The sequence below is a fragment of the Bacillus sp. FJAT-42315 genome (genome assembly GCF_002797375.1).
Lineage (GTDB): Bacteria > Bacillota > Bacilli > Bacillales > Domibacillaceae > Bacillus_CE.
On the sequence record NZ_KZ454941.1, the window covers coordinates 1,177,918 to 1,204,896 of the forward strand.

Here is a 26,979-nt window from a genome sequence, read left to right on the forward strand (position 1 = left end):
ATAGACGAATGTTGGAGGTTCTATTATGACAACCTATCATTTTGTAGGAATTAAAGGCTCAGGGATGAGCGCCCTAGCACAAGTGCTTCACGATAAAGGAGAGCGTGTGCAAGGTTCAGATGTAGATAAATATTTCTTTACACAACAAGCTTTAGAAGAAGCGGGTATCCCTATTCTTCCTTTTGACGCTGATAATATTCAGCAAGGTATGAAGGTGATTGCAGGGAATGCATTTCCAGATGACCATGAAGAACTTGTTAGAGCACATGAATTAGGCGTTCCTGTCGTTCGCTATCACCAATTTTTAGGTGAATTCATGGAGCAAAGCATTAGCGTGGCAATTACAGGAGCACATGGCAAAACATCGACAACGGGTTTGCTATCTCATGTTGTCAGCGGAGCGAAACCCACTTCGTTTTTGATCGGGGATGGTACCGGGAAAGGAGAAAGCGACGAGCAATATTTTGTGTTTGAAGCATGCGAATATCGTCGTCACTTTTTATCCTATTATCCCGATTACGCGATTATGACAAACATTGATTTTGATCATCCTGATTACTTTGCTGATGTGGCAGATGTTTGCTCTGCTTTTCAAGAGATGGCCATGCAGGTAAAGAAAGCGATTTTTGCCTGTGGTGATGATGAGCATTTACAAGGCATTCAAGCGAAAGTGCCAGTTGTATTTTATGGATTCGCCGAGGAGAATGATTTCCAAGCGCGAAATGTAGAGCATGACTCAACAGGTACGACGTTTGATGTGTTTGTTCGCAATACGTTCTATGCTACGTTTAAAATTCCGATGTTCGGTGACCATAACATTTTAAATGCTTTAGCTGTGATCGCTCTTTGTCAGTATGAAGAAATTGATACAGAGATCGTCAAGGCTCGCTTGTTAACATTTGGAGGGGTGAAACGTCGCTTTTCAGAAAAACAGATCGGTACTCAAGTTTTAATTGATGATTATGCTCACCACCCGACAGAAATTAAAGCGACGATCAATTCTGCTAGACAGAAATATCCTGAACGAGAAATCGTAACAGTTTTCCAGCCGCATACATTTTCAAGAACTCAGACGTTTTTAGCAGACTTCGCTGACAGCTTGAGTGGAGCGGATGCTGTTTATCTATGCGATATTTTTGGTTCTGCTCGTGAGAATCATGGGAAGCTATCGATTGAAGATTTACAGCAGAAAATTTCAGGTGCCAAGCTAATTAAAGAAGAAACGATTTCCTCGTTGAATGCTCATCAAGGAAGTGTGCTCATCTTTATGGGAGCTGGAGATATTCAAAAATTCCAAGCGGCATATGAAAGCTCAATAGCTAAATCGTAAAGAGAAGGTTTAAGGCTGCTAGATTGATTCTGGTAGCCTTTTTCGATTTTTCGTGCGGATCATTCCAGTCCATACGTCGCTAAACGGCGTCTTCCGCTTTTCTAGGTGTCCAGCTTCGCCTCCTAGACACTCGAGTCAAATGCCAGCCTGACTGCATGGCTGAAGAACGCCATTCCGTCATTCTGTCATTTGCTTGTCGTGTCTGGACAGTCGGCTCCGCTTTTCTTTATTGTCCAGCTCCAGACGCCAGCGACTAGTGTACTTCCACGATCCTTCTTGCGATAAGTCAACATCGATTCACTATCGTTCATCGTGTTTCCTTTATCTCGTGCGGATCATTCCAGTCCATACGTCGCTAAACGGCGTCTTTCGCTTTTCTTTATTTCCAGCAGGATTTTTTGTTGGTGGTGTCGAAGTAGTTTTTGTGGAGTAGGTTTATTCTTTTTTTAGTAGGGTAACTTCATGAATATAACAATCGTAGGGAGGTGTCACGGAATGGAAATTATTTTATATTTAAGTGCTGCGGTAGCGGCAATTGCTTTTTTCATTCTTGTTTTGAATGTGTCAAAAACATTGAAATCTGTGGACAAAACTTTGGATAGTCTTTCTAGAACGGTCGATCGTTTAGAAGGACAAATGCAAGGTGTGACGTCAGAAACAACGGAATTACTACATAAAACAAACGTGTTGGCTGAGGATATTCAGCAAAAAACGGAACAACTGAATACGGTTTTTTATGCAGTGAAAGATGTTGGTTCATCTGTACAACAATTAAATCAATCAGTTAAAAATGTGACGACCAATGTGGCTTCTGAGTTAGAAAAGAATCAACACAAAATTTCTCAAGCGGTACAATGGGGAAGCGTCGTTAAACAAATGGTTGATAAGTTTAAAGAAAGAAAAGAACAATCACCTGTGTCAATGAAAAATGAGGCCTTGGTGAATGATGCTAAAGAGCGCCAAAGAAGCCATTAATTAAAAGGAGATGACTGTCATGAAAAAGAAGAATCTAAACTATGAAAACTATGAAGCAAATCCGAATTATGATGATGGTAGCATGAATACAAAGGATTTTTTAATCGGGGCATTAATCGGAGGGATGGTAGGTGCGGCTACAGCTTTATTTTTAGCGCCGAAATCTGGTAAGGAGCTTCGTGAAGACATTAATGTTCAAACTGACTTTTTAAAAGAGCGTGCGAGTGATTGGAAAGATATCGCGCGAGTGAAGGGCTATGATATGGCGGCTGAGGTAAAGGATAAAACTGCGAATTTAACGAAGGTTGTCCAAGAGCAATCGAACGTCGTGATGGAAAAAGTAAAAAACTTATCTCCAGCAAGCAATCAACAAGAACAAGAAGTAACTGAAGTAGCGGAAGTGAGCGAGCCGCAAGAGGCATTGCAGGAAGCGGCAGCTACTGTTACAGAGAAGCTAGAAGAAACGAAAAAAGCCTTTGATGATACAGAAAAAACAGTTCAGCAAACGGCTTCAGCTGATAGCGAAAATAAAGCGGATCAATAAAAATGAAAACAGCGAGTTCTCCTCGCTGTTTTCATTTTTTATAAAAAGTATAATAACAGTAAAGTCATTTTAGTTGAAGAAAGGTGAGAAGAATGGATCATATAGTAGAAGTTACAGAGTTTGAAAAATTGCTCAAAGAGAATAAACGCTTTTTCTTGTTAAAACACAGCATAACATGTCCAGTTAGCAGTAAAGCCTACGATGAATTTCAATCATTTTTAGCGGAGACATCTGAAGAGAATGGTTGTTATTTAGTCGTGCAGGAGGCAAGGGAGCTTTCAAACTATATTGCGGACAAATTTATGATTACTCATCAATCTCCACAAGCATTTCTCTTTCAAGATGGAAAACCAGTTTGGAATGATTCCCATTGGAGAATTACAAAGCAGCAATTGAAGGAAATATAAGCAAAAACGGCGATCAGGGTGTCTGAAAAAGTCGAAGAAATTGCTCGTAAAGTGAAAGAAACGGCTAAAAAGTCGAAGAACCCTCTTGTAAGATCAAAGAAGCATCCAGAAAACCAGTGAAAACTGATTTTCTGGACAGCTCCATCGCTGTTTTTTTAGTATAGACGGACGATCACTTTATCCCGCATTAACGGGCTGTAAGATCCTCACCTCAACAGGGCAGAAAAAGCGCAGGCATGTACGTGGGAGATCAACAGTCCGTAAACGCCCGATCCGTTCAACTAACAATCAGTGGGGGATGAAGAAAACCCCCACTGATTGAAGTTTCACTTTATTTCTTAATAATCTCCCATTTAATTTCAAGCTGATCTCCAGGAAGAATTGGTTCGTAAAAAGTGGTTGCTTCATTATTTTTCAAAATATGAAACGTCTTTCCTTCTTGCTCAGGAATGGCGACATCGATATGACGGAACAAATCTTGAAAAATAAATCCTTGCGTTTGACCTGTTTCCACGATCAATTCATCTCCAGCATAGACTGCATCATCTGGTCGTAGAAGATCTCCATCTCGATAAAAACGTGTTGCATCCTTTGTAAGCGTCATTTCTTTGCCGTTAAAGAAGACGGTAATCGATTGCTCGAATGAATATTGCTTTAAAGCAGCAATATCAGCCGCTGTTCTTCTCGGTGCAGGGATCCATTCGATTGTCGAGCCATCTTGAAGAGGCTGGGATAGCCTTTCCTCTCGTCCATTTACTCGGATCTTGGCAGATAGAGAGGGAAAATACGTTTTTTTATGATTAATCATAACAGAAAATGGAGCCAGTTCGTTGAGCCATTGTTGTTTCTGTTGAGAAGGCAGCCATTCAGCGACAGATGGATAGCGAGCTTCAATGATATCACCATCAACAAGGTCTGTATGTAAGCTCGCTTCTTTTCCATTGACAATAATAGATAAAGGAACTTCGATCGTTGCATCGTTTAAAGTGACTTGAATGCTCGTAGTGCTCTCTAACAATTCCTTGAGCTGTACACTTGCCGATTGTCCATCTTCTCCTTTTGTAATCTCAAGCTTATCATGATGATGGACGATTTCATCAAATCGGCACGGCTGTCCATTTTTCTTTAAAATAGGTGGTTGACCATATTTTCCTGGAATCGTTAATAATTGACCATTATACGTCACCATCATCGCAAGACCAGGTTTTCCATATAATTGATTGATCTTCAATCCGGCTGCTAATAAGCAATCTCCGGCTGTTAGCTTGTTTAATTCAAACAGGCGAACAGGCTGTTCATTCACATAAATCGTTTTGTATTGCAACGGTCGTTGCTTTGATGTAATGGCGATCCCAATCGGTGTAACGAGTGTTGGGGCATGCGTAATTTCGTCCGCCATGGTTAGCTCATTGATCGCATCCGTACCTCTAATTGCCACGCGGTTGTCGGCTAGTTCGAGCTTTTCCGCTAACAGTTGGCGTAGCCCTGGGGTTAAGCTCCCGCCCCCAACCATCATCACCGCTTGTGGCGCATTTCCGTTATTTAATCGAATGATTTCTTGATGAATCGCTTCCGCTAATCGGTTGACTGCTCCATGAATCTGATCTAATACCTCGTTTTTTGAGAACAACGTCTCAAAACCTAATATATCCGTTATTTTAATCGTTTCTTCTGTTTCTAGCTCTCGTTTCACTCGTTCAGCGATTGGGAAATCGAGTAAAAAATGGTCGCTTAATGCTTCGGTAATTTCATCTCCAGCAGTTGGCACCATCCCATAAGAAATAACTGTTCCAGAACTGGTGATAGCGATATCAGAGGTACCAGCTCCAATATCCACGAGGGCAATGTTTAAGCGGCGCATCGATGGCGGAACGAGTACGTGAATAGCAGCAATTGGTTCTAACGTCAATGCTTCTATTTCTAAATCTGCTCTCGCTAACGCAGCAATTAATGATTCGACGACAACACGTGGTAAAAAGGTCGCAATGATCTCGACGGAGGCATCCGTACATTGTTGATCTATTAAACTCGCAATTTCATCTCCATCTAATCGATAATAAAGAACAGAATAGCCGACACAATAGTAGTGGCGATGCTGATCGAGCTGCTGATTTTTAGCGGCTTTTACTTGCGCCTCTTGAACCGCGGATAGCTCGAGGTGAAGCACATCTTCATGTGTCATCGGTTTCCCGGCTACTTGAATGGTAGCTTGGGATGTTTCCGTTTGTAACGCCCGTCCGGCAGCGGCCACACAAGCTTTCGTTAATGGGCCATGCTTTTCTTCTAGTTCTGCTTTAATTTTGGCAATGATCGCTGCGACAGAGGGGATGTCTTGAATTTGACCATCAAGCATGGAACGTTTTTTATGCTCATACATTACCATATCAAGGACATGAAACTGATCTCCCTCTTGTTCGAGAATCATGCCGACGACGGATCTTGTACCGATATCTAAGGAAAATATACGATTGGATTGAACCAAAATGAATCACCTGCTTCTTAAATATTTGCTCTTCTGCTTTAATGCTTAAAAGCGTTTAACGATTGAAGTAACTTTTTCGTGACATTTTAATATCTTTGTTTTATAATAGTCCCTAATATATAAAATATATAACAAAATGATCCATTCTAATACGGTCTTTTACGATTCTTTCATAAAAAAGAGCTGTGGCTAGTTGTTAGGGTCGTTCAAATGTTAGTTATTTGAAAATTATGAAATCAACCAGAGGGAAGGATGAGGAAAATGAGTAACCAAGAATTAGATCAGTTAAGACAACGTGTAGACGAGATGAATGTGGAGTTACTAAAATTAATTAGCGAACGTGCTAAGTTAGTTCAAGAGATTGGTCGTGTAAAAGAAAAGCAAGGAGTCAATCGTTATGATCCTGTTCGCGAGCGAGCAATGTTAAATAAGATTATTGAAAGCAATGAGGGGCCGTTTGAAACATCGACAGTTGAGCATTTGTTCAAGCAAATCTTTAAAGCAGGACTTGAGCTCCAACAAGATGACCATCGCAAAGCACTTCTTGTGTCTCGTAAAAAGAAACCAGAAGATACAATCGTGGAAATTCGCGGAGAAGAAGTTGGTAAAGGGGCACCAACATTTGTGTTCGGTCCTTGTGCGGTAGAGTCGTATGAGCAAGTGGCTCAAGTGGCGCAATCAATTAAAGATAAAGGGTTGAAGCTCATTCGCGGAGGTGCTTTCAAACCTCGTACTTCTCCTTATGACTTCCAAGGTCTTGGTGTAGAAGGCTTGAAGATTTTGAAGAAAGTCGCAGATGAATTCGATTTAGCGGTTGTTAGTGAAATCGTCAATCCTGCTGATATTGAGCTTGCTTGTGACTACATTGACGTCATTCAAATCGGTGCACGTAACATGCAAAACTTTGAATTGTTGAAAGCGGCTGGAGAAGTGAAAAAGCCGGTATTATTAAAACGTGGTTTAGCGGCAACGATTGAAGAATTTATTAACGCAGCGGAGTACATCATCTCTCGCGGAAACGATCAAATTATGCTTTGTGAACGTGGTATTCGTACGTACGAGCGTGCAACAAGAAATACGTTAGATATTTCAGCGGTACCAATTTTGAAGCAAGAAACGCATTTACCAGTGTTTGTTGATGTGACTCATTCAACAGGTAGACGCGATTTACTCATTCCAACAGCTAAAGCAGCCCTTGCGATCGGTGCTGATGGTGTGATGGCAGAAGTGCATCCAGACCCAGCTGTAGCATTGTCTGACTCTGCTCAGCAAATGAATTTGCAACAATTTGATGAATTTTATAAGGAAATTATGAAAGCAATTCCTGTAAAAGCGTAACTCCTGTGTTTTCACAGGAGTTTTTTTTCGTTAATATAGAGAAGAAAGAATGTTTAAAGGAGAATGTTGAAAATTATGAATGTTACTATATACGATGTAGCAAGAGAGGCCAACGTATCAATGGCGACAGTTTCTCGTGTAGTTAACGGAAATCCGAATGTGAAACCTGCAACAAGAAAGAAAGTACTTGATGTGATTGAGAGGCTTGGTTATCGCCCTAATGCAGTCGCGCGTGGACTCGCTAGCAAGAAAACGACGACAGTTGGGGTAATCATCCCTGATATTTCGAATATTTTTTATGCGGAATTAGCGAGGGGGATTGAAGATATTGCCACAATGTATAAGTACAATATTATCTTAAGTAATTCGGATCAAAATAAAGATAAAGAGCTACACTTAATTAATACGATGCTTGGCAAGCAAGTCGATGGGCTTGTATTTATGGGAGGCCAAATTACAGAGGAGCATGTTGAAGAATTTAAACGCTCACCCGTGCCGGTCGTATTAGCTGGGTCGGTTGAAATGTCTGGACAAATTCCTTCTGTCAATACGAATTACGAAGAAGCAGCTTATGATGCGGTGAAGCTACTGATTGATGAAGGGCATAAGCGGATTGCCTACGTTGCTAGTCCTTTAAATGATACGATTAACAAAGAGTATGTCATTAAAGGATATAAGAAGGCGCTTGAGGAAGCAGGCCTACCGATGGAAGAAGAACTCATCATTGAAGGTGATTATACGTATGACTCTGGATTAGAAGCATGGAAAAAGATTCAGCAGTTATCATCTAAACCTACAGCTGTATTCGTTAATAACGATGAAATGGCATTAGGAGTTGTTCATGGCGCACAGGATAGTGGAGTGAAGATTCCAGATGATCTTGAAATCATTAGCTTTGATAGCTCCCGCTTGTCTTTAATGGTACGACCGCAACTAACATCTGTGATCCAGCCATTGTACGATATCGGTGCTGTAGCGATGAGATTATTAACGAAATATATGAATAAGGAAGAGGTAGAAAGCTCGATTGTCGTCCTGCCGCATCGAATTGAAAAAAGAGGGTCAACAAAGTAAGTTTTCCACCGATATTAAAGATAAGTAGAAGTATGCTTTCTTAAGGGAATAGGGGAGGAACAATGAAAAAGTTTGATGCATTGACACCGATAGGAATTGTCATCGGATTCATTTTATTAGCCTTTGCGATTATTACAAGCGGAGGTGTCGAGGGTTTTTCATCCTTTATGCACTTACCCTCTATACTAATTGTATTTGGTGGATTATCCGCTGCTTTATTAATCAATTTTCCACTGAAAGACATTAAACATATGTTTAATGTGATGGGGCAGTCTTTTCAGCAGCAAGAAACAGATATAGAAGGATTAATTCAACGGTTTGTGAAACTGTCTGAAAAGGCGCGCCGTGAAGGCTTGTTATCGCTTGAGACAAGCTTGAATGACGAGCAAGATGAGTTTTTGAAAAAAGGCATCCTACTAGCGGTAGACGGAATTGAACAAGAAATGTTGGTAGACATTATGAATGCGGAAATTATCGCTCTTGAGGAGCGTCATCGTAAAGGTAGAAGCTTGTTGGAGAAAGCTGGAGAATACGCTCCGGCTTGGGGAATGATCGGTACATTAATTGGGTTAGTTTTAATGTTGAAAAACTTAAATGACCCGACAACATTAGGGCCTAACATGGCAGTAGCACTACTGACTACTTTCTACGGATCGCTGCTTGCCAATCTTGTATTTTTACCGATGGCAGCGAAATTAGAATTGAAAACGGAAAATGAAGTGTTTTATCGTCAGATCATTATAGAAGGTGTTGTCGGTGTACAAGCAGGACAAAACCCAAAAATTTTACAAGAAAAGTTAGCAGCCTTCTTATCAACTGAAGAAAGAAGAGCAAGCGGGAAATTAGGCTCGAGTGAGGCGGTTGAAGCATGATCACCAGACGTCGTCCGCCCAAGAAGTCAAAGGGTGCTCCGAAGTGGATGGTGACATTTGCCGATCTTGTCACACTCGTGCTTGTATTCTTTATCTTATTATTTTCGATGTCGCAAATTGATATTGTTAAATTTAAAGCGATTGCTCAGTCATTTAGACAACAAGCAGCGTTTGAAAATCAACCCTCTATCGTTCCTGGAGAGTATCCAGCGGAGGAAATGAAACAAGAGCAAGGCCAAAAAGAAAAAGAGTCGCTCGATAAGCTAGCAAAAGAAGTTCAACAGTATTTAAAAGACAATGGACTAGAGGATGTAGCGACTGCTACTCGAACAGAACGAGGCGTTGTCCTTGTCCTACAAGAGAAAATTCTTTTTAATACGGCTGATGCTGTCGTGCTAGATGAAGCCCATTCCTTTTTAAATCAAATCGGTAAAATGCTTGAATCGAAACCGAATATTATTAAAGTGGAAGGACATACGGATAATCGTCCGATTAAAAATACTTACTATCCTTCCAATTGGGAGCTTTCTAGCGCCCGAGCGAGCAGTGTGATTCGCTTTTTAAGCGCTAATCATAAGATTGATGCGAAGCGATTCATTGCAGTTGGTTACGGAGATACAAGGCCGCTTGTACCGAATACAAGTTCTGAGAATATGCAAAAAAACCGACGAGTCGAAATTATTATTACAGACCCCAAGTATACCGAAAATCAATGAAAAAGAGCTGGCTTCCTAACACTTATACTAGAGTGTGGGAAGTCAGCTTTTTTTGTGGAGATATGAACTAGGTATGCTTGCGCAATGGATACAGCGCTTTGTTTAATGTAATGCGATTTTTTTCCTCGATTTCCGGTTTGCGTGGGATCGGTGGATACATATCTTTTGGATCTTCCCATGAAAGAGGAAGTGGCACGGGCGCTTTCGGCTGCCAATGTTCTAACCATTGTTTTGGTAAGGGGCCTGAAAAGTGGGACTTTTCAGTCATTTCTAACCAGATTCTTGACCAAGCTCGAGGAACGACACGCCAAATGTCATAGCCGCCACCACCAACGGCAATCCAGCGCCCTTCACAATACTTATCCGCGATTTCTCTTGAAATTCGTGGAATCCGCCGATAAATCTCCATAGTAGCAGATAGATGTGTCAATGGATCGAAATAATGAGAATCGGCTCCATTTTGCGTTAAAATAACATCTGGTTTGAAAAATTCAGCCACTTCCCACATGGATGTTTCATAGGCTTCTAGCCAAGATTCATCTTCGGTAAAAGCGTCTAATGGGAGGTTGAATGAATAGCCATATCCTTTTCCGTGTCCACGTTCGTTTACATTGCCTGTTCCCGGAAATAAATAGCGCCCTGTTTCATGGATCGAGAGCGTACAAACATTTGGGTCATCGTAAAAAGACCATTGAACGCCGTCTCCATGGTGGGCATCTGTATCGATATAAAGAACTCTAGCATTATATTTCTCTTGTAAGTATTTAATCGCAACGGAGCTGTCATTGTAAATGCAAAAGCCGGAAGCCTTGCCACGAAAGCCATGATGTAACCCTCCTCCTAAGTGAAGGGCGTATTTAGCCACTCCTTGCATAACGGCATCAGCTGCTGTTAATGTGCCACCGACAAGAAAAGCGCTCGCTTCGTGCATTCCTTCAAAGATGGGTGTATCCTCTGTGCCAAGTCCATATCCTTCAGCGACATCAAGAGATAGCTGACCTTGTCCAGCTTGTTGTACAGCTTTCACATACGCTGGGTCATGAATCAGTTCTAGCTCTTCAACGGTGGCCATACGAGGAGGAATGATGTCCTCATCTTGAAGGGCATTGATTTTTTTTAATAGGTCAATCGTTAACGTCAATCTAAACTGATTAAAGGGGTGATTTTCTGAAAAGCGATAAGATAACGATTGGTCCGAATGCACGAATACAGCTTGTTTTGTCATAGAGAGACTCCAGGCATATTAGGCCATAGAACAATATGTCCTTCCTTTTTTAGATCATCAATCACCCCGATTGGATTCATTGTTCGTACACGAAGGACGACAATTTTAAATTGGTCGTCTTGTTTATCTGGATAAACAAGCACGCTGTGAATATTTGCTCGTCTCTTTTTCAATACATTGACGACTTCAAATAGCATGCCTGGTTTGTTTGGAACTTTGACTTCAATTCTTGAGCCTATTTGATTTGCTCCCGTTAGCTCAACAAACGTATGTAGCACGTCTGTTTCAGTAATGATGCCGACGAGCTCTCCCCCTTGAATAATAGGCAAGCAGCTAATGTCATATTCATATAATGTAGCAGCTGCATCTTCGACAAAGTCAAGTGGATGACCAGTAATTACATTTTTCTCCATAATGAGACTTAATGGTTTATTTAGTTCATTTTCGCTTGTTTCCTTTTGTAAAATAGATGGAGTGGCTTCTTTCACATCACGATCCGTTACTAGACCAACAAGGTGCCCTGTTTCATCTACGATAGGAATATGGCGGATTTTCTGTTTTCTTAAAAGGTTTAAAGCCGTGCCAATTTTGTCGTTTGGAGATAGTGTATGTACTTCCGATTTCATAATCTCTTCTAATAACATAGTCACGTCCTCCTTTAAATTTAATACATGAAGCGATTCATAAAGCGAATTTGGTCAAACTTTTGAATGGACGCTTGGTCGATTCTTTGGCCGATCCTGACCATTAAGCAGTTAGCTGGATGGGAGCTAATTTCAGGATCATCAGTGGCATACCATTCCAATCCTCCAGCGTTCATCATTTTTTCCATAATTTTTCGATATTCCCACACGTTCAAGCCTGTTCCTTTCAAGTCCCAGTGCCAGTAATATTCTGTGGTGATAATGATGTAGTCTTCCATCGCGTCATCAAGCATGGAAAGGCGTAATAAATTTTTTCCGACATGAGCGCCGCGGTATTTTGGAATGACTTCAATCGCTCCTAGTTCAATCATATTTTCAAGGTTGGCCTCTGACCAGCGCTCTAGCGGATCAGGGTATAGAAATGTGACATATCCAACAATGACGCTGCCTTCTCTAGCAATAATAATTCGTCCTTCAGGTAATGCAGCAATTTCTACAATGGCTTGGTGTTGTTGTTCAGGCTGTCTAAAAGCAACGAGTCCTTCGTGAAAAGTCATACCTGCCAACGATTCTGAAGAAACAGGCCCTTCGATAATTAAAGTTCCTTCCTTCGTTTCTAGTTCTTTTGAATGAAACCTCTTTGTATGCTCCATTTAGTCACCGCCTTGATTATTTCCATATCTTCATTATACATAAAAATTGGATATGTAAAGCGTTTTCATCTAATTTTTCAGATATGTAAGAGCAGGTGTTATTTTTCTGAAACAAATTTGTTGAAAAATTGAGAAAATACAAATATGATAGTATCATAGAAACAAATTCTTACATAAAGGGGAGTCGGTCAATGAAGTTGGAAGCGCTAACAGTGAAACCAGGGCATTTTAACCTGAAAAACTATGATGAGGTGTACTCGTCTTTTGATTGGAAGGAAACTGAACAGCACTTTTCTTGGTCAGAAACCGGGAAAGTAAACATTGCCTATGAAGCGATTGACCGTCATGCTTCATCTGAGCGCAAAGATCAAGTAGCTTTATATTATCGTGATGCGGATCGTCAGGAAAGCTATACGTTTGAACATATGAGAGACTATTCAAATCAAGCAGCGAATGTCCTAAAGCAATTTGGCGGTGTAGAAAAAGGGGATCGCGTATTTGTCTTTATGCCACGATCGCCAGAGCTTTACTTTACTGTGCTTGGGGCGATTAAAGTCGGAGCTATTGTTGGCCCGTTATTTGAAGCCTTTATGGAAGGAGCCGTTCGTGATCGTTTAGAGGATAGTGAAGCGAAAGTGCTTGTGACAACACCTGAATTATTAGAGCGTGTCCCTGTAGCTGAGCTCCCTGCCTTGGAAACCATTTTCCTTGTTGGGGACAATGTACAAACAGAAGGGAAATTTGTTGACTTTAAAGCAAAAATGAAAAATGCGGATCGTTCTTTCGAGGTAGAATGGATGGAACTCGATGATGGGATGATTTTACATTATACATCAGGTTCTACAGGAAAGCCTAAAGGGATTTTGCATGTGCATCGGGCGATGATTCAACAATACCAAACGGCTAAATGGGTGCTTGATTTACAAGAGAACGATGTGTATTGGTGCACAGCTGATCCAGGTTGGGTAACAGGTACAGCTTATGGTATTTTCGGACCGTGGTTAACGGGAACAACAAACGTTGTAGTTGGCGGTCGTTTTAGTCCAGAAAATTGGTACAAAACGCTTGAGGAGTATGGTGTAACGGTGTGGTATAGTGCACCAACAGCGTTTCGGATGTTAATGGGCGCTGGTGATGAGTTGGTAAAGAAATTTGATTTAAGTGCTCTTCGTCACATTTTAAGTGTCGGAGAACCGTTGAACCCAGAAGTGGTTCGTTGGGGATCAAAAGTGTTCGATCTGCGTATTCATGATACATGGTGGATGACAGAAACGGGAGCACAAGTGATTTGTAACTATCCGTGCATGGAGATTAGACCAGGGTCAATGGGTAAACCAATTCCAGGGGTAAAAGCAGCGATTGTTGATGACCAAGGTAATGAGCTTCCACCAAATCGCATGGGTAACTTAGCAATTAAAAAAGGCTGGCCATCCATGATGGTTTCCGTTTGGAACAATCCTGAAAAATATGAATCTTATTTTATGCCAGGTGACTGGTATGTTTCAGGAGATTCTGCTTATATGGATGAAGACGGCTACTTCTGGTTCCAAGGACGTGTTGATGATGTCATTATGACAGCGGGTGAGCGTGTTGGTCCATTTGAAGTGGAAAGCAAGCTTATTGAGCATCCAGCTATCGCAGAAGCAGGGGTAATTGGTAAACCTGATCCTGTTCGCGGAGAAATTATTAAAGCGTTTGTCGCGTTAATGGATGGCTATGAGCCTTCTGATGAATTGAAAGAAGAGATTCGTCAATTTGTGAAAACAGGCTTAGCGGCACATGCGGCACCACGTGAAATCGAATTCCGTGACAAGCTCCCGAAAACTCGCAGCGGAAAAATTATGCGTCGCGTGTTAAAAGCTTGGGAACTTGACCTCCCAACAGGTGACTTATCCACAATGGAAGATTAATAGTAGAAAAAAGCGACCTCAAGTGGGTCGCTTTTTTTAGGTGTTATTTTACATTTTTAAAAAACTTGTTTGACATCTTCTTCGTTCTTTGTTTACAATATGACTTATAACATTTAAATATACTTAAAGCGTTGATAGGATTTAGTAGTTCGCTATCCCTGTTGTTCAGAGAGCTGGTGGTTGGTGAGAACCAGTACAAATAGTTGAATGAATTACCCCCTGTAGCTTTTGTTGCGAACCTTTTAGTAGCAGCAAACGGCCTGGCCGTTATTTCAATGAAGTGGAGAAATATAGTTTCTCAAGCTTGGGTGGTACCGCGCATACATATAGCGTCCCTGCATGATTGCAGGGGCGTTTTTTGTATTTGTGTCAAAAACGCTAATAAAAAGAAGGGAAGATGATCAATGGATTTAATGCAGGAATTAGAATGGCGTGGGATTGTTTACCAACAAACAGATGAAGAAGGTATGAAAGAGCTTTTAAACAAAGAGAGTGTTTCTCTATATTGTGGAGTGGACCCAACAGCAGACAGTATGCATATTGGACATTTACTGCCATTTTTAACGCTTCGTCGTTTTCAAAATCATGGACATTGTCCAATTGTATTAGTTGGTGGAGCGACAGGGATGATTGGTGACCCGAGCGGCAAACGTGAAGAAAGAAAGCTGCAAACGCCTGAAATGGTCGAGCACAATGTATCATGCATTAAAAAGCAATTAGAGAAGATTTTTGATTTCTCAGGTGAGAATGGAGCAAAGTTAGTTAATAACAATGATTGGGTCGGCTCAATGGATGTAGTAACATTCTTGCGTGACTTTGGTAAGAACATCGGCGTTAACTACATGTTAGCGAAAGACATTGTTTCTTCACGACTAGACTCTGGTATTTCTTTCACTGAGTTTGCTTACACGATTTTACAAGCGATGGATTTCTATCATTTATACGAAAACCATAATTGTAAAATGCAAATAGGTGGAAGCGATCAATGGGGCAATATTACAACAGGCTTAGAAATGATTCGCAAAATGAGTCCTGAAGGGGAAAAGGCATTCGGTATGACGATTCCACTTGTGACAAAAGCCGATGGAACGAAATTTGGTAAAACAGAGAGCGGCGCGATTTGGTTGGATCCGGAAAAAACATCTCCATATGAGTTTTACCAATTCTGGATTAACACAGCGGATGCGGATGTCGTGAAATACTTGAAAATTTTCACCTTCTTAACGCCAGAAACGATTGAAGCCCTAGAAGCATCAATGCAAGAAGAAGCGCATTTAAGAAAAGCACAAAAAGCATTAGCAGAAGAAATGACACGCTTAATTCATGGCCAAGAGGCGCTAGAACAAGCGATCAAAATCTCTGCAGCGCTATTTAGCGGCGATGTGAAAAACTTAACGGCTGCGGAAATCGCACAAGGTTTTAAAGATGTGCCGTCCTATGAACCAGCGAACGAAGAAGAGCTAGCACTTGTTGAATTGCTTGTCTCTGCTCGTATTTCACCATCGAAGCGTCAAGCGCGTGAAGATATTCAAAATGGAGCGGTATCCATTAACGGTGACAAAGTGACAGATACAAGCTACGTTTTATCTGAAGCAGATAAAATGGAAGGTAAATTTACGATCATCCGTCGTGGGAAAAAGAAATATTTCTTAATTAAATACTAATTGTTTGTATGAATCGATCATATAAAATCAAAGCAGGCTAACGCGAAATGCTCGGTAGCCTGCTTTTTTGATATTAATTAATCTATCAATAAAAATTTATTCCAACAATTACAATTCTTTTGGAAGCGAATAATTAGTTTGTCGAGTTCTTGGCTGTAGCGTATCGTTTCTGAACTGCCCAGACCTTTCATTAATCCTGTTGAAATCATTAAATTTCGCTTAGAGTCTATTTGGCTCATTAAATGGTGACAAGTCTTTTGTGTTTCCAACTTACAATCTCTCCCATTAATCATTTTTAACTGGAAAACCCAACAGGTAATAATATACACAATTTTTCAAAGTTATGGAAGAGTTTTTTCGTAACTTTTAAGATCTAGGCTGGTTATGTAGCAAGGAGTGAATGAGGAACACTTGTCTTCCGCTTTTCATATTATATATAAGACTTGAGGTAGCACCTTGGGTCACATTGACTGGTCATTTGCAGTCGGGACTGATGGGATCGTCAGTCCTTTTTTTATGAGTTTCAATTTGTATTAAGTTTCCTAAAGAAAAAGGGTTCTTCATTTTAGATTTAAATAATGAAATTTTAGAAAGTACGAACATAAAGGCGGCTTATATCACTTGTGTATCGCTAGTTTAGCTATTTTATGAGGTGACTGAAAAGCTGTATGGTACAATATAGTAGATAGATTGCCAGGTGTATTATCTGGTATCAAAAACCATAAAAAGCGTGTTAGGTAAGTAAAGTACGCGAATTCTTAACGTTTTTCGACGCAAAAGTAGGACCGTTAAGCTAGCTGACACATAACGGCGATAAGATCATTTCGACTATGAGGGAAGGGATACAGAAGCAAAAATACGAGTGAGATTATGAGTTCGGTTAGTATAGGAGCTGCTGGATGATTAAGGTTTAAAAAAGAGGTGTAATTAATGAGTAGATTAATGTCTGTTATTGCGAAGTATCCGTATATGGCTAAAATGGGCATAGAATGGGATGATGACTTCTCCATTATGGCATCACTAGATACAATGTACGAAACATTCATTGGAGAAGAGGGTGAGCACGACTACAAAGAGTATTGGGCAACTGCATTTCGCATTGACGAGATTATTAGACATTCCCAGAAATCAAGAAAATACAATATACAATCCGGGTTACTCTATGAAGTATCAGAAATAGACGAGCCCAGAGTAATAAGTATAGACGGCAAGATAATATGGGAGAGAGATCGTTAGTTTACTAATGATCTCTTTTGGGTCTGTACAAAAGTCTATAACCTGTATGTGATAAACTTATTTTAATGAGCGGTGAAAAGGAGTAAATTTTTGCATTATAATTTATTTAAAAGAAATTGTAATGATGAAATTACGTTGAATAATTTTATACAATCTATTTCCGAAACAGTCCTCTTTGTCATTCAATGCAAAGTGAGAAAAATAATAAAATCCCCCAAAAACTTATTATATCAAGTCTTTTGGGGGATTTTGTTTTGCTAAATGCAACGTAGTTCTTATTAACGAGAGTAGAACTCTACGATTAGAGATTCGTTGATTTCAGCTGATAATTCAGCACGCTCAGGAAGGCGAGTGAATGTACCTTCTAATTTGTCAGCGTCGAAAGTTAAGTACTCAGGAACGAAGTTGTTTACTTCGATTGCTTCCTTAACGATTTCAAGGCTTCTTGATTTCTCGCGAATAGAAATCACTTGGTTTGGTTTTACTTGGTAAGATGGGATATCAACGCGTTGACCATCAACCGTTACGTGACCGTGGTTAACAAGCTGACGAGCTTGACGGCGAGTACGAGCTAAACCAAGACGGTAAACTAGGTTATCTAGGCGAGTTTCAAGAAGGATCATGAAGTTTTCGCCGTATACACCTTTCATTTTACCAGCTTTTACGAATAGGTTACGGAATTGACGCTCATTTACTCCATACATATGACGAAGTTTTTGCTTCTCTTGTAATTGTAAACCGTATTCAGAAAGTTTTTTACGTTGGTTTGGACCATGTTGTCCAGGTGCGTAAGGACGCTTTTCTAATTCTTTTCCTGTTCCGCTAAGAGAGATTCCTAGGCGGCGAGATAATTTCCAAGTTGAGCCAGTATAACGAGCCATAATATAGCTCCTCCTTTAAATGTTTTTATTTTGTTGTAAAATAAAAACCGGGTGAGACAGCAATTCGGTCATTTTGTTTTCATGCACCATCGCCCCAGCAGCAGAGGGTTACGCGATGCACCTTTGATCGCTCAAGATCAAGGAACAAAATGAATTCGTAAAGTGTTCACTTAGGCTGCATTTATTTTACACAAAGAATAGTATATAATTTTATTTTATACATGTCAATATCTATTATCTTGAGAATAAAACCGCTTTATAAAACTTTAGTCGGAGGAAATATGTTATAATCATCAAAGGTGACTGGTGATTCACCGATTAAATATGAGAAGATCTCTATCCGAAAAGAAATGTAGGTGGGATTAAGATGGATAGTAATGATAAAGTTGAATGGTTAATGAACTATAAAGCGATGCTATTTCAGTTAATCATTCAAAGTCAAAAAAGTTTAATAACTCCGGAACAGCTTGTCCAGGAGTGGCTCGATCTTGTTCGTTTGCTATTTAAAACAGACGAGATCACATTATATCGGGTGGAACACCTATACTCCGGATGTATCGATGTAGAAAAAATAGCTAGAGATGAGTACGATTCCGTTTATCAAGCGTTTACAGTTCCTTTTCTTAAAGGGGAAAACTTACCTAAAAAAGGAAATCTTAGCTTTCGATTTTCGGATGGTAATGAGCTATATTTATTTTTACAAGTACCCGACGCATTACTTGAAGAGTTCACCGATGAGCAATTGAGTTCCTTTGTGCAAGCAACGAATGAATTTATCACCTTTATCAAACAAATGACTTTTGGAACGAATAATGAAAAAAGATATAAAGAATTATTTAACGTGACAGAGAAATTTCATTCGTCTTTAGATATTGAATACGTACTTGGTGAAATATTGTCCACGCTTGAACGAGTATTTCCTAAATATGCGTATCACTTCTTATTAGCGATTGATGACCGATATAAAGAATTACCGACGGAGCATTTTAATTTTGAACGAGCAAGTGAAGAAGCGATGTCAGCTTATATAAATGGTAAAGTGCAGTTAGAGCAGCGTCCAGGAAGAAAATCTTCTATTCTTTATGCACCATTGATGGGCAAGCAAGGGGTGTATGGGGTTTTACAAGTGAAGATCCCAATTGAAAGACAGATATTAGAAAGTGAAAAAGATTTTATTCGGATTTTGGCTAATACAGGTGGGAGTGCGATCGAAAAAGCTAAATTGTATGAGCAGTCACGGAAATTGATTGCTGATTTGCAGTTGATTAATGCAACGTCGCACCAACTGAATTCGACATTACGTTTTACTGATACGACCCAATATTTGAATGATCAAATTGCGCGTTTTTTTCAAGCTTCGGCGGTTGGGTTTGTGTTTATAGATGATGAAGGAATGGAAATACTTCCAGGTAGTAGTGAGTTTTTCCATGAAAATGAAGGACAACGATACATTGAATACGCTTGGAAGCGAATTCAAAAAGAAAAGGATTCTTTTTTCGTTGGAGAGTTAGCAGGGAAATTAGAAGAAGAACATCTTCTTTACCGTTCTTTAATGGTTGTGCCGATGGTTCATGGAAATGTGTTGAAAGGCTTTTGTATTGTTTTGAAGCAGGAAGCTTATGGGTTTACGTTTGATATGTACAAGTTGTTACAATCGTTAATTCATCACTCGACTCTCGGTTTAACAAATGCCATGTTACGAGATGAGTTAGAGAAGCTTGTTATTACCGATCACTTGACGAAGCTGTTTTCTCGAAATTATTTAGATCGTTCTATTTCCGAATCGATTGCAAAAGATGAAGAAGGAACGTTTTTATTAATAGATATTGATGATTTCAAAGCCATTAACGACACGTATGGTCATCAAACAGGTGATGAGACAATTATTCAAGTAGCACAGCTCATCGGAAAAACAACAGGAGAAAACGATATTGCCGCTCGTTGGGGAGGAGAGGAGCTCGCCATCTATTTTCCAGAGAAATCTTTGGAAGAAGGAGTGGCGATTGCTAAGCAATTAGTAGAAAGTGTCGCTCGTTCAACGAACCCAAGGGTGACGATTTCCTGCGGTGTGGCTTACTGGTCTAAAGAACAACCGAGCAGTGTTAAAGTGTTATTTAATCAAGCGGATGAAGCGCTCTATAAAGCGAAAAAAACTGGGAAGAACAAAGTGATTATTTGTTCAAATGATCAATAAAGTGAAAGACCTACCTTCTATCAAATGGGTGTCCTCTTTTAGGGCTCATTTGGTGGTAAAGGTAGGTCTTTTTAGTGGTGGTTATTGCTTGGTGTATTTAGTCAAGGGTTATAGTTGAATTTGTTCGCTTCCTTGGCCAATTCCTTTGGCGGAGTGGGCATCTGATCCATACACTAATGGAATTCCTAGTGCTTTTGCTTTGGCAGCTATTTCTGCTGGTGGATATGTTTCGCCGCATAAAGGTTTGACGATGCCCGCCCCGTTATAGTCAAGTTCGTAGTGATAAAGTTTCGCTTTTCGTAAAATTCCATCAATTTCAGCGCTGAAATCTTTCGTACAAGGGAATTTCTGTTGGAATTTATGGACAAGCGTCATATGTCCGATTCGTTTCGGTTTATATGAGCCGAGATCAGCTAAAATCGATTGATGCACCGTGTGAAAATAATTTTGATAAATGGCTGACACCGAACCGAAAATGGTAGTCATCTCTTCAAATACGTCATCACTATAGTCGAGACAGTACCAATTTTGCTTGTGTTTTAAGAAATGGACAGAAAGAATCGAGTCATCGAGGTAGGGCCCGTATTCATTTAAGAATTGTGTCGTCTCCTTCTCGAAGCTTTCAATATAATCTACTTCTAGTCCAAGGTGAACGGTCAAGTCTTGTTTGTACTCTTTTTGTAGCTGTTGAACGGCACTTAAATATTTCTCCATGACAGAAAGCTCCATGGCACTATCCTTTGTCGGGGTCGTATCGATAAATCCTTCTGGCAGCGGTGCATGCTCAGTGAAGGTAATTTCACGAAACCCTTGACGAATAGCGGCTTCTACATAATGATTTAAAGCATCTTTTGATCCATGCGGACAAAAGGGGGTGTGAATATGCCCATCTCGTTTCATCGTTGTTCCTCCAGATTATCTATTCATTAAACAAGTGTAACAAATTTTTTCGAAACTAGGCGAAAAAAACGAATTTTGTCATTAAAAAAAGTCAAATACATGATATCATTAGTAGTATTGAGAGCGGATTATCCACATTGATAATAGAAAAGGTATAGATTGATTTTTTGATAGAAGAACAGGGGGCTTAACATGAAATATGTAATTGGCGGAATATTATTAGTAGCCATACTTTTAATTATTGCCTACATAAATAGAAGGAAGCTGTTCAAGCAAATTGATGAGCTTGAGCAAAAGAAAATCGAGTTAATGAATCGGCCTGTATCTGATGAGTTGACAAAAGTGAAGCAGTTAAACATGACTGGTCAAACGGAAGAGCTGTTTGATCGCTGGCGTGCAATGTGGGATGAAGTGTTAGCAGAAGAGCTTCCGAACGTGGATGAAAAATTGTTTGAAGCAGAGGAATGGTTAAATAAATATCGCTTTGGTAAAGCAAGAGAGGTCAATGAAGAGATTTCTTATCAATTGGAGCAGTCGGAAGAGAAAGTGAATACGATCATCGCTGAACTGAAAGTGTTGATCGGTAGTGAAGAGCAAAACCGAAAAGAAAGTGAAGAGATTAAAGAGAAGCAACGAGCAGCGAGAAAGCAGCTACTTGCTCACCGTCACACATTTGGAAAAGCAGCTCCGATATTTGAAGTCCAACTGGATGCCTTATCTTCGCAATTTGATAAATTTGAAGATTTAACAAATGAAGGGAATTATTTGGAGGCAAGAGAGACGATTCTTAAGCTACAAGAAGACATGAATCTGATCCTACATAACATGGAGCGAGTCCCTGTATTGTTATCGGAAACGACTAATCTGTTACCTTCACAGCTTGATGAGATTCAGACAGGCTATCGAGAGATGAAGAAAAGTGGTTATTTACTTGATCATTTACATATTGAGAAAGAAATTACTGATTTGCGTGAACAGCTTGAGCGGTTTAAGGAATATATCATTAAAACGGATACACATGAAGTTGAAGAAGGTATCCGTGATGTAAAAGATAGCATTGACTTTTTCTATGATTTGCTAGAAAAAGAAGTCGATGCGAAACACTTTATTATCGAAAATAACGAATCAACGAGAGAAAAAATTGAGCAGCTACAACAAGCGAATGAACAATTGCAAGATGAAACAGACGCCGTTCGCCAAAGCTATCAGTTAATCGAAGAAGAAGCGGGTCTCCCTCATAAGATCGAGGAGGAGCTTTTTCGAGTGGTCAAAAAATATGATATCCTTGAATCAAGAATCGTTCAGCAAAAAACCGCTTACTCCTTTTTGCATGATGAGCTAAAGGAAATCCATGATCAGCTAAAAGAATTGCAAAAAGAACAAACAAGCTTTACTCACTTTTTACAGACTCTTCGCAAAGATGAGATGGAGGCACGTGATCAACTGCTGGAACTTCGGAGAAAGGTTAATGATATTTTCCGGACGATTCAAAAAAGCAATATGCCAGGCGTACCAGAATTTTATCAATCTTTGACGAAAGAAGCGAAGGGGCGAGTCGATGAGGTCGTGGACTGTTTGAATGAAAAGCCTTTAAACATGAAGCAGGTTCAGGATAAGCTACGAGAAGCGCTACAATCAGTAGAGCATTTAGAGAAGAAGACGGAAGAAATGATTGAACAAGCAGAACTTGCTGAAAAAATTATTCAATATGGTAACCGATACAAACGTTCACATCCTGCGATCAGCTCGCAGCTTAATCAAGCGGAGCTCGCATTTAGAAATTATGATTACCGGGCGGCACTAGAAGAAGCGGCAACAGCTATCGATAAAGTCGATCCAAAAGGGTTAAAAAAGCTTGAGAAAATGATGAACGGTTAATAAGAAAAGGGGCGTATCCGTTAAGGACGCCCCTTTTGTCTATCCCGCATTAACGGGCTGTAAGACTCCCACCTCAACAGGCAAGAAAAAGCGTAGAGATGTAGGTGGGAGATCAACAGCCCGTAAACGCCCGATCCGTTCAACTAACAATCAGTGGGGGGATGAAGAAAACCCCCACTGATTGAAGTTTCACTTTACGATTCAATATGAGGATGATGCACCTTTTTCCAGCCTAGTAAGGAAGCGAATAGAAAACCGATAATCGCTCCTAACACGGCAGGGATTAACCACCCGAGCCCAGCAGAGAGGAAAGGAATGAATTCTAGTGCATCAACAGTAGCAGATACATCGACGCCAGCTACATGAAGAGCATCGAGCAGGCTAATGAAACCAGTAGGTAATAACGCACCGATATAGACCGCTGAATACCCTTTGAAGAGGCGATCAACAAATGATAACAATAGTATCACAATTGCTAATGGATAGATCATGATTAATACTGGTAAGGAAATAGCAATCAATTTCGTTAAACCAGCGTTGGCAATGGCCATGCTAAATAGCGACATGATCATGACTAACTTCGGATAGGATAACTTAGATGATAAGCGACTGAAATATTGAGCTGTCGCTGACACAAGCCCTACCGATGTCGTAATACAAGCGAAGAAAATCGCTAACGCCAAAATAATTGTCCCTGCCTCACCATATAAATGAGTCGCGGCTTTGGATAAAATGGCTCCGCCGTTTGCTTGTATACCAATTGCTTCTGTGCTTGTTGCACCGATAAAGGAAAGGGATATATACACGAGCGCTAGTCCGATAGCGGCAATGAAGCCAGCTTGAATACACACTTTGGCAATCTGTTTTTCTTCCGTTACCCCCTTATCCATAATCGCTGAAATGACAACGATCCCAAAGATAAGAGCCGCAATTGTATCCATCGTTAAATATCCTTCAATAAATCCTTTAAAGAGAGGTGCGGACGCATAATTCGTATGCGGTGGCTGAATCTCTCCCATCGGAGTAATAAAGCTTTTGCCAACAAGGATCGCTAACACAAGTAGAAGCAGTGGGGTTAAAATCTTACCGATTCGATCGACAAGTTTCGTCGGGTTTAATGCGAGCCATCCTGTTAAAGAAAAAAACAATGCCGTGAACGTGAACAAGGCATATGGACTCTTGTTTAAATTTTCTGACAAAAATGGCGATACAGAAATTTCATAAGCTACAGTTCCGGTTCTTGGTATACCGAAAAATGGTCCGATTGCTAAATACATCACGATTGTAAATATGACACCAAATAATGGAGAGACCCGTCCAGCGATCGCTTGTACACTACCTCCAGCTCGCGCAATGGCAATGACGCCAAGTAAAGGCAAGCCAACTCCTGTAATTAAAAATCCTGCGGTACCTAACCAAACATTTTCTCCTGCTTGCTGACCGAGGAAAGGGGGAAAAATCATATTTCCTGCTCCGAGAAATAGAGCGAAAAGCATCAATCCAACAGCAAATATTTCTTTCGCCGTTAAGGCTTTATTAGCCATAAAGAACCTCCTTGAAATCTAAATCTACTCACAAGCAAAAATAATATCATAAAAAATAAACCTTATGTTAATAAAATTAAAAATTTGAAAATTCAGATGAAGTTTTCATCAAAAAGCGGCTATGTTATGATAGCTGTTGAACAAACGGAAAAAAGCAGGTGCCTAAATGATATATTTTGATAATAGTGCCACGACAAAACCATATAAAGAAGCTTTAGCAGCTTTTTTGAAGGTGAATGAGCAGTTTTTTGGAAATCCGTCTTCCCTTCATCAGCTCGGACTAGAGGCAGAACAGCTATTGACTGGCGCTCGTCGCCAAGTTGCTTCATTAATAGGAGTCAAGCCAGAGGAGCTTTTGTTCACATCGGGAGGAACCGAATCGAACAATTTAGCGATTAAAGGAACGGCACTCGCTTATAAAGACAGAGGAAGGCATATCATTACTCAGCAAACGGAGCATCCATCTGTATTGCAGGCTTGCAGACAACTAGAAGAGTATGGCTTTCAAGTCACTTATTTACCAGTTGATCATGAAGGGCGTGTATCGGTTCAAGCTCTTCAGCAAGCATTAACTGATGAAACGACTTTAGTCTCTATTATGCATGTTAACAATGAAACTGGAACGATTCAACCGATTGAAGAAATTGGAAGAAGTCTCGCTCACTATCCGAAAGTGCTGTTTCATGTAGATGATGTGCAAGGGATTGGCAAGGTGCCGCTCGACTTACGAAATATTGATCTTTGTTCTTTTTCTGCTCATAAGTTTCATGGAATGAAAGGAACGGGGGCGCTCTATAAAAGAGTGGGTGTTCAGTTATCTCCGTTGTTATCCGGTGGCGAGCAGGAGTATAAAGTCCGAAGCGGAACCGAAAATACAGGTGGTATCGTTGCGATGGCGAAAGCGTTACGAATGACCGAGGAGAAACGAGAACAAGCAAGTTCAAGTATGAAAAGCATTCAAACATTTTTACGAACAGAACTAGAAAAAATGAGCGGAGTGACTATTCATACCCCATCAACAGGCTGTGCGCCACATATACTTAATCTTTCTATTGCAGGTGTTAAAGGCGAGGTACTCGTTCATGCTCTAGAAGAAAAGGGCTGTTTCGTTTCTACAACAAGTGCTTGCTCCTCGAAGCAGAAAAAAACGAGCATCGTGTTGAGCGCGATGGGAATCTCACAAGCGGAAGCAGATAGCAGCATCCGTCTAAGCTTTGCTTATGATAATTCTTTAGAAGAAGCGGAAACATTTATAAAGCAAATGCAACATATTTTACCAAAATTGACGAAAGCCCAGAGGTGACGATGATGAACTATGATCGTGTACTCGTCCGTTACGGAGAATTATCGACAAAAGGACGAAACCGTAATCAATTTATTAATAAAGTAAAAACCAATATTCGAACAGCTTTAAGAGAATATGATATTCGGATCGAGACCGGCCGGGACCGGATGTACATTCATTTAAATGAGACTCCTTTTGAAAAGGTGAAGGATCAACTGACTCAAATATTCGGTATTCAATCGTTCAGTCCCGTTGTACGAACAGCGAAAGAGCTTCCCGAAATGAAAGAAGCGGCGCTAGCCCTCGTTCAAAAAAATGTGACTGAAAGCTGTACGTTTAAAGTATCTACGAGACGATCAGATAAAAGCTTTGAGCTAGAAACAAATGAGATCAACTATGAAATTGGTGCTCACGTATTAAGAAACATTCAGGAGTTAAAGGTCGATGTCAAACAGCCTGATATTAATTTGCTAGTGGAAGTGCGGAAGGAAGGCGTCTTTTTATCATGTGAAAAGTATGAAGGAGCAGGGGGACTGCCGATTGGTGCGAGCGGTAAAGCGATGCTGTTACTGTCTGGCGGAATTGATAGCCCAGTTGCCGGTTATTTCATGCTGAAACGAGGGGTAGCTATTGAGGCGATTCATTTTTACAGCCCGCCGTATACGAGTGAACGGGCGAAGCAAAAGGTGCTCGATTTAGCAACGAAATTAACTGAATTTGGAACGCCAATTAACGTTCATATCGTCCCATTCACAGCGATTCAGCAAAAGATTCAACAGCAAGTACCAGAAAACTATACGATGACGTCAACTCGCCGTATGATGCTCGTCATCGCCGATAAAATTCGCCAAAAAAAGGGAGGTTTAGCCCTTGTTACGGGAGAAAGCTTAGGACAAGTAGCGAGTCAAACGCTTGAAAGCATGCTTGCGATTAATGCCGTGACAGCAACGCCGATTTTACGCCCGCTGATTGCTATGGATAAATTAGACATCATTAGTGTGGCTCAAAAAATTGGCACTCATGATATTTCGATTTTACCTTATGAAGATTGCTGTACGATCTTTACACCTCCTGCTCCGAAAACTCGTCCGAAACTCGATAAAGTACAGTTTTTTGAAAGCTTTGTCGACTTTGAAGAATTGATGGAAGAAGCAGTAGAAAAGACGGTCACGATTCGATTACCAGAAGAAAAAACAGATGCTCACTTAGCGGATTTATTATAAGGAC

Annotated in this window: 24 protein-coding genes and 1 other annotated feature; of the genes, 15 read left to right on the plus strand and 9 right to left on the minus strand. The window is 40.3% G+C overall.

Annotated features, from left to right (window positions below):
* Nucleotides 1-25 precede the first annotated feature (25 nt).
* The gene (gene murC / locus CEF22_RS05585) at nucleotides 26-1,330 is read left to right on the plus strand and encodes a UDP-N-acetylmuramate--L-alanine ligase (protein ID WP_100402079.1); all 1,305 of its coding nucleotides are present in this window, start codon (nucleotides 26-28) and stop codon (nucleotides 1,328-1,330) included.
* A 185-nt stretch (nucleotides 1,331-1,515) separates the two neighbouring features.
* Here the strand turns inward: murC and CEF22_RS18910 are convergent, their stop codons facing one another.
* A complete protein-coding gene (locus tag CEF22_RS18910; RefSeq protein ID WP_269799369.1) occupies nucleotides 1,516-1,641 on the minus strand; it encodes a hypothetical protein in 126 nt (41 codons plus the stop codon).
* A 184-nt stretch (nucleotides 1,642-1,825) separates the two neighbouring features.
* Here CEF22_RS18910 and CEF22_RS05590 point away from each other — a divergent pair, with 184 nt between their 5' ends.
* The 3 genes from CEF22_RS05590 to ytxJ all read left to right on the plus strand — a co-directional run bounded on the left by CEF22_RS05590 (nucleotide 1,826) and on the right by ytxJ (nucleotide 3,256).
* Complete coding sequence (locus CEF22_RS05590) at nucleotides 1,826-2,305, plus strand: DUF948 domain-containing protein (protein ID WP_100402080.1); 480 nt, start codon at nucleotides 1,826-1,828, stop codon at nucleotides 2,303-2,305.
* Between the two features lie 19 nt (nucleotides 2,306-2,324).
* Entirely contained in the window at nucleotides 2,325-2,849 is a 525-nt protein-coding gene (locus tag CEF22_RS05595) for a YtxH domain-containing protein (protein ID WP_157843176.1), read from the plus strand.
* 92 nt (nucleotides 2,850-2,941) lie between these two features.
* Entirely contained in the window at nucleotides 2,942-3,256 is a 315-nt protein-coding gene (ytxJ, locus tag CEF22_RS05600; RefSeq protein ID WP_100402082.1) for a bacillithiol system redox-active protein YtxJ, read from the plus strand.
* 331 nt (nucleotides 3,257-3,587) lie between these two features.
* Here ytxJ and CEF22_RS05605 read toward each other — a convergent pair whose 3' ends face one another.
* A complete protein-coding gene (locus tag CEF22_RS05605; RefSeq protein WP_100402083.1) occupies nucleotides 3,588-5,738 on the minus strand; it encodes a cell division protein FtsA in 2,151 nt (716 codons plus the stop codon).
* A gap of 261 nt (nucleotides 5,739-5,999) precedes the next feature.
* On the opposite strand from CEF22_RS05605, the gene CEF22_RS05610 reads away from it, so the two are divergent.
* From CEF22_RS05610 to motS, 4 genes are all read left to right on the plus strand, one after another.
* Nucleotides 6,000-7,076, plus strand: coding sequence for a bifunctional 3-deoxy-7-phosphoheptulonate synthase/chorismate mutase (locus tag CEF22_RS05610; protein ID WP_094834315.1), 1,077 nt, complete (start codon nucleotides 6,000-6,002; stop codon nucleotides 7,074-7,076).
* A 75-nt stretch (nucleotides 7,077-7,151) separates the two neighbouring features.
* Nucleotides 7,152-8,150: a catabolite control protein A gene (gene ccpA / locus CEF22_RS05615; RefSeq protein WP_095477647.1), complete on the plus strand. Its 999-nt coding sequence runs from the start codon at nucleotides 7,152-7,154 to the stop codon at nucleotides 8,148-8,150.
* A 62-nt stretch (nucleotides 8,151-8,212) separates the two neighbouring features.
* Entirely contained in the window at nucleotides 8,213-9,022 is an 810-nt protein-coding gene (gene motP / locus CEF22_RS05620) for a flagellar motor protein MotP (protein ID WP_100402084.1), read from the plus strand.
* Entirely contained in the window at nucleotides 9,019-9,738 is a 720-nt protein-coding gene (gene motS, locus CEF22_RS05625; protein ID WP_100402085.1) for a flagellar motor protein MotS, read from the plus strand. The genes motP and motS overlap by 4 nt, the downstream gene beginning before the upstream one ends.
* 67 nt (nucleotides 9,739-9,805) lie before the next feature.
* On the opposite strand, the gene CEF22_RS05630 is transcribed toward motS, so the two are convergent.
* Genes CEF22_RS05630 through CEF22_RS05640 form a run of 3 tightly spaced genes read right to left on the minus strand, consistent with a single transcriptional unit; the run spans nucleotide 9,806 to nucleotide 12,260 of the window.
* Nucleotides 9,806-10,963: an acetoin utilization protein AcuC gene (locus CEF22_RS05630; RefSeq protein ID WP_100402086.1), complete on the minus strand. Its 1,158-nt coding sequence runs from the start codon at nucleotides 10,961-10,963 to the stop codon at nucleotides 9,806-9,808.
* Entirely contained in the window at nucleotides 10,960-11,607 is a 648-nt protein-coding gene (locus CEF22_RS05635; protein WP_095477410.1) for an acetoin utilization AcuB family protein, read from the minus strand. Before CEF22_RS05635 ends, CEF22_RS05630 begins: the two co-directional genes overlap by 4 nt.
* Before the next feature lie 20 nt (nucleotides 11,608-11,627).
* Nucleotides 11,628-12,260, minus strand: a complete 633-nt coding sequence (locus CEF22_RS05640; protein ID WP_100402087.1) for a GNAT family N-acetyltransferase — start codon at nucleotides 12,258-12,260, stop codon at nucleotides 11,628-11,630.
* A gap of 191 nt (nucleotides 12,261-12,451) precedes the next feature.
* Here CEF22_RS05640 and acsA point away from each other — a divergent pair, with 191 nt between their 5' ends.
* Together acsA and tyrS are read left to right on the plus strand one after the other, a co-directional pair.
* Nucleotides 12,452-14,170, plus strand: a complete 1,719-nt coding sequence (acsA, locus tag CEF22_RS05645; protein ID WP_095477414.1) for an acetate--CoA ligase — start codon at nucleotides 12,452-12,454, stop codon at nucleotides 14,168-14,170.
* Nucleotides 14,171-14,292: 122 nt separating this feature from the next.
* Nucleotides 14,293-14,510 (plus strand) — a binding site (T-box leader).
* A 64-nt stretch (nucleotides 14,511-14,574) separates the two neighbouring features.
* Nucleotides 14,575-15,834, plus strand: coding sequence for a tyrosine--tRNA ligase (gene tyrS / locus CEF22_RS05650; RefSeq protein ID WP_100402088.1), 1,260 nt, complete (start codon nucleotides 14,575-14,577; stop codon nucleotides 15,832-15,834).
* A 77-nt stretch (nucleotides 15,835-15,911) separates the two neighbouring features.
* Here the strand turns inward: tyrS and CEF22_RS05655 are convergent, their stop codons facing one another.
* On the minus strand, nucleotides 15,912-16,127 hold the full coding sequence (locus tag CEF22_RS05655) for an aspartyl-phosphate phosphatase Spo0E family protein (RefSeq protein WP_100402089.1): 216 nt from the start codon (nucleotides 16,125-16,127) through the stop codon (nucleotides 15,912-15,914).
* A gap of 637 nt (nucleotides 16,128-16,764) precedes the next feature.
* On the opposite strand from CEF22_RS05655, the gene CEF22_RS05660 reads away from it, so the two are divergent.
* A complete protein-coding gene (locus tag CEF22_RS05660) occupies nucleotides 16,765-17,070 on the plus strand; it encodes a hypothetical protein (RefSeq protein WP_100402090.1) in 306 nt (101 codons plus the stop codon).
* 278 nt (nucleotides 17,071-17,348) lie between these two features.
* Here the strand turns inward: CEF22_RS05660 and rpsD are convergent, their stop codons facing one another.
* Nucleotides 17,349-17,951, minus strand: coding sequence for a 30S ribosomal protein S4 (gene rpsD / locus CEF22_RS05665; RefSeq protein ID WP_100402091.1), 603 nt, complete (start codon nucleotides 17,949-17,951; stop codon nucleotides 17,349-17,351).
* 367 nt (nucleotides 17,952-18,318) lie between these two features.
* Here rpsD and CEF22_RS05670 point away from each other — a divergent pair, with 367 nt between their 5' ends.
* Nucleotides 18,319-20,145, plus strand: a complete 1,827-nt coding sequence (locus CEF22_RS05670; RefSeq protein WP_100402092.1) for a sensor domain-containing diguanylate cyclase — start codon at nucleotides 18,319-18,321, stop codon at nucleotides 20,143-20,145.
* A gap of 108 nt (nucleotides 20,146-20,253) precedes the next feature.
* On the opposite strand, the gene hisJ is transcribed toward CEF22_RS05670, so the two are convergent.
* Nucleotides 20,254-21,045: a histidinol-phosphatase HisJ gene (gene hisJ / locus CEF22_RS05675; protein ID WP_100402093.1), complete on the minus strand. Its 792-nt coding sequence runs from the start codon at nucleotides 21,043-21,045 to the stop codon at nucleotides 20,254-20,256.
* 192 nt (nucleotides 21,046-21,237) lie between these two features.
* On the opposite strand from hisJ, the gene ezrA reads away from it, so the two are divergent.
* Entirely contained in the window at nucleotides 21,238-22,923 is a 1,686-nt protein-coding gene (gene ezrA, locus CEF22_RS05680; protein WP_100402094.1) for a septation ring formation regulator EzrA, read from the plus strand.
* Between the two features lie 194 nt (nucleotides 22,924-23,117).
* Here the strand turns inward: ezrA and brnQ are convergent, their stop codons facing one another.
* Complete coding sequence (gene brnQ, locus CEF22_RS05690; protein ID WP_100402095.1) at nucleotides 23,118-24,467, minus strand: branched-chain amino acid transport system II carrier protein; 1,350 nt, start codon at nucleotides 24,465-24,467, stop codon at nucleotides 23,118-23,120.
* Nucleotides 24,468-24,633: 166 nt separating this feature from the next.
* On the opposite strand from brnQ, the gene CEF22_RS05695 reads away from it, so the two are divergent.
* The gene (locus CEF22_RS05695; protein ID WP_100402096.1) at nucleotides 24,634-25,770 is read left to right on the plus strand and encodes a cysteine desulfurase family protein; all 1,137 of its coding nucleotides are present in this window, start codon (nucleotides 24,634-24,636) and stop codon (nucleotides 25,768-25,770) included.
* A gap of 5 nt (nucleotides 25,771-25,775) precedes the next feature.
* On the plus strand, nucleotides 25,776-26,975 hold the full coding sequence (gene thiI, locus CEF22_RS05700) for a tRNA uracil 4-sulfurtransferase ThiI (protein ID WP_198508096.1): 1,200 nt from the start codon (nucleotides 25,776-25,778) through the stop codon (nucleotides 26,973-26,975).
* The last annotated feature ends 4 nt before the right edge of the window (nucleotides 26,976-26,979 follow it).

Bases quoted from the DNA above. Each gene is read 5' to 3' on its own strand.
- murC (WP_100402079.1), top strand. From the start codon at position 26: ATGACAACCTATCATTTTGTAGGAATTAAAGGCTCAGGGATGAGCGCC.
- CEF22_RS18910 (WP_269799369.1), bottom strand. From the start codon at position 1,641: ATGAACGATAGTGAATCGATGTTGACTTATCGCAAGAAGGATCGTGGA.
- CEF22_RS05590 (WP_100402080.1), top strand. From the start codon at position 1,826: ATGGAAATTATTTTATATTTAAGTGCTGCGGTAGCGGCAATTGCTTTT.
- CEF22_RS05595 (WP_157843176.1), top strand. From the start codon at position 2,325: ATGAAAAAGAAGAATCTAAACTATGAAAACTATGAAGCAAATCCGAAT.
- ytxJ (WP_100402082.1), top strand. From the start codon at position 2,942: ATGGATCATATAGTAGAAGTTACAGAGTTTGAAAAATTGCTCAAAGAG.
- CEF22_RS05610 (WP_094834315.1), top strand. From the start codon at position 6,000: ATGAGTAACCAAGAATTAGATCAGTTAAGACAACGTGTAGACGAGATG.
- ccpA (WP_095477647.1), top strand. From the start codon at position 7,152: ATGAATGTTACTATATACGATGTAGCAAGAGAGGCCAACGTATCAATG.
- motP (WP_100402084.1), top strand. From the start codon at position 8,213: ATGAAAAAGTTTGATGCATTGACACCGATAGGAATTGTCATCGGATTC.
- motS (WP_100402085.1), top strand. From the start codon at position 9,019: ATGATCACCAGACGTCGTCCGCCCAAGAAGTCAAAGGGTGCTCCGAAG.
- CEF22_RS05630 (WP_100402086.1), bottom strand. From the start codon at position 10,963: ATGACAAAACAAGCTGTATTCGTGCATTCGGACCAATCGTTATCTTAT.
- CEF22_RS05635 (WP_095477410.1), bottom strand. From the start codon at position 11,607: ATGTTATTAGAAGAGATTATGAAATCGGAAGTACATACACTATCTCCA.
- CEF22_RS05640 (WP_100402087.1), bottom strand. From the start codon at position 12,260: ATGGAGCATACAAAGAGGTTTCATTCAAAAGAACTAGAAACGAAGGAA.
- acsA (WP_095477414.1), top strand. From the start codon at position 12,452: ATGAAGTTGGAAGCGCTAACAGTGAAACCAGGGCATTTTAACCTGAAA.
- tyrS (WP_100402088.1), top strand. From the start codon at position 14,575: ATGGATTTAATGCAGGAATTAGAATGGCGTGGGATTGTTTACCAACAA.
- CEF22_RS05655 (WP_100402089.1), bottom strand. From the start codon at position 16,127: ATGATTAATGGGAGAGATTGTAAGTTGGAAACACAAAAGACTTGTCAC.
- CEF22_RS05660 (WP_100402090.1), top strand. From the start codon at position 16,765: ATGAGTAGATTAATGTCTGTTATTGCGAAGTATCCGTATATGGCTAAA.
- rpsD (WP_100402091.1), bottom strand. From the start codon at position 17,951: ATGGCTCGTTATACTGGCTCAACTTGGAAATTATCTCGCCGCCTAGGA.
- CEF22_RS05670 (WP_100402092.1), top strand. From the start codon at position 18,319: ATGGATAGTAATGATAAAGTTGAATGGTTAATGAACTATAAAGCGATG.
- hisJ (WP_100402093.1), bottom strand. From the start codon at position 21,045: ATGAAACGAGATGGGCATATTCACACCCCCTTTTGTCCGCATGGATCA.
- ezrA (WP_100402094.1), top strand. From the start codon at position 21,238: ATGAAATATGTAATTGGCGGAATATTATTAGTAGCCATACTTTTAATT.
- brnQ (WP_100402095.1), bottom strand. From the start codon at position 24,467: ATGGCTAATAAAGCCTTAACGGCGAAAGAAATATTTGCTGTTGGATTG.
- CEF22_RS05695 (WP_100402096.1), top strand. From the start codon at position 24,634: ATGATATATTTTGATAATAGTGCCACGACAAAACCATATAAAGAAGCT.
- thiI (WP_198508096.1), top strand. From the start codon at position 25,776: ATGAACTATGATCGTGTACTCGTCCGTTACGGAGAATTATCGACAAAA.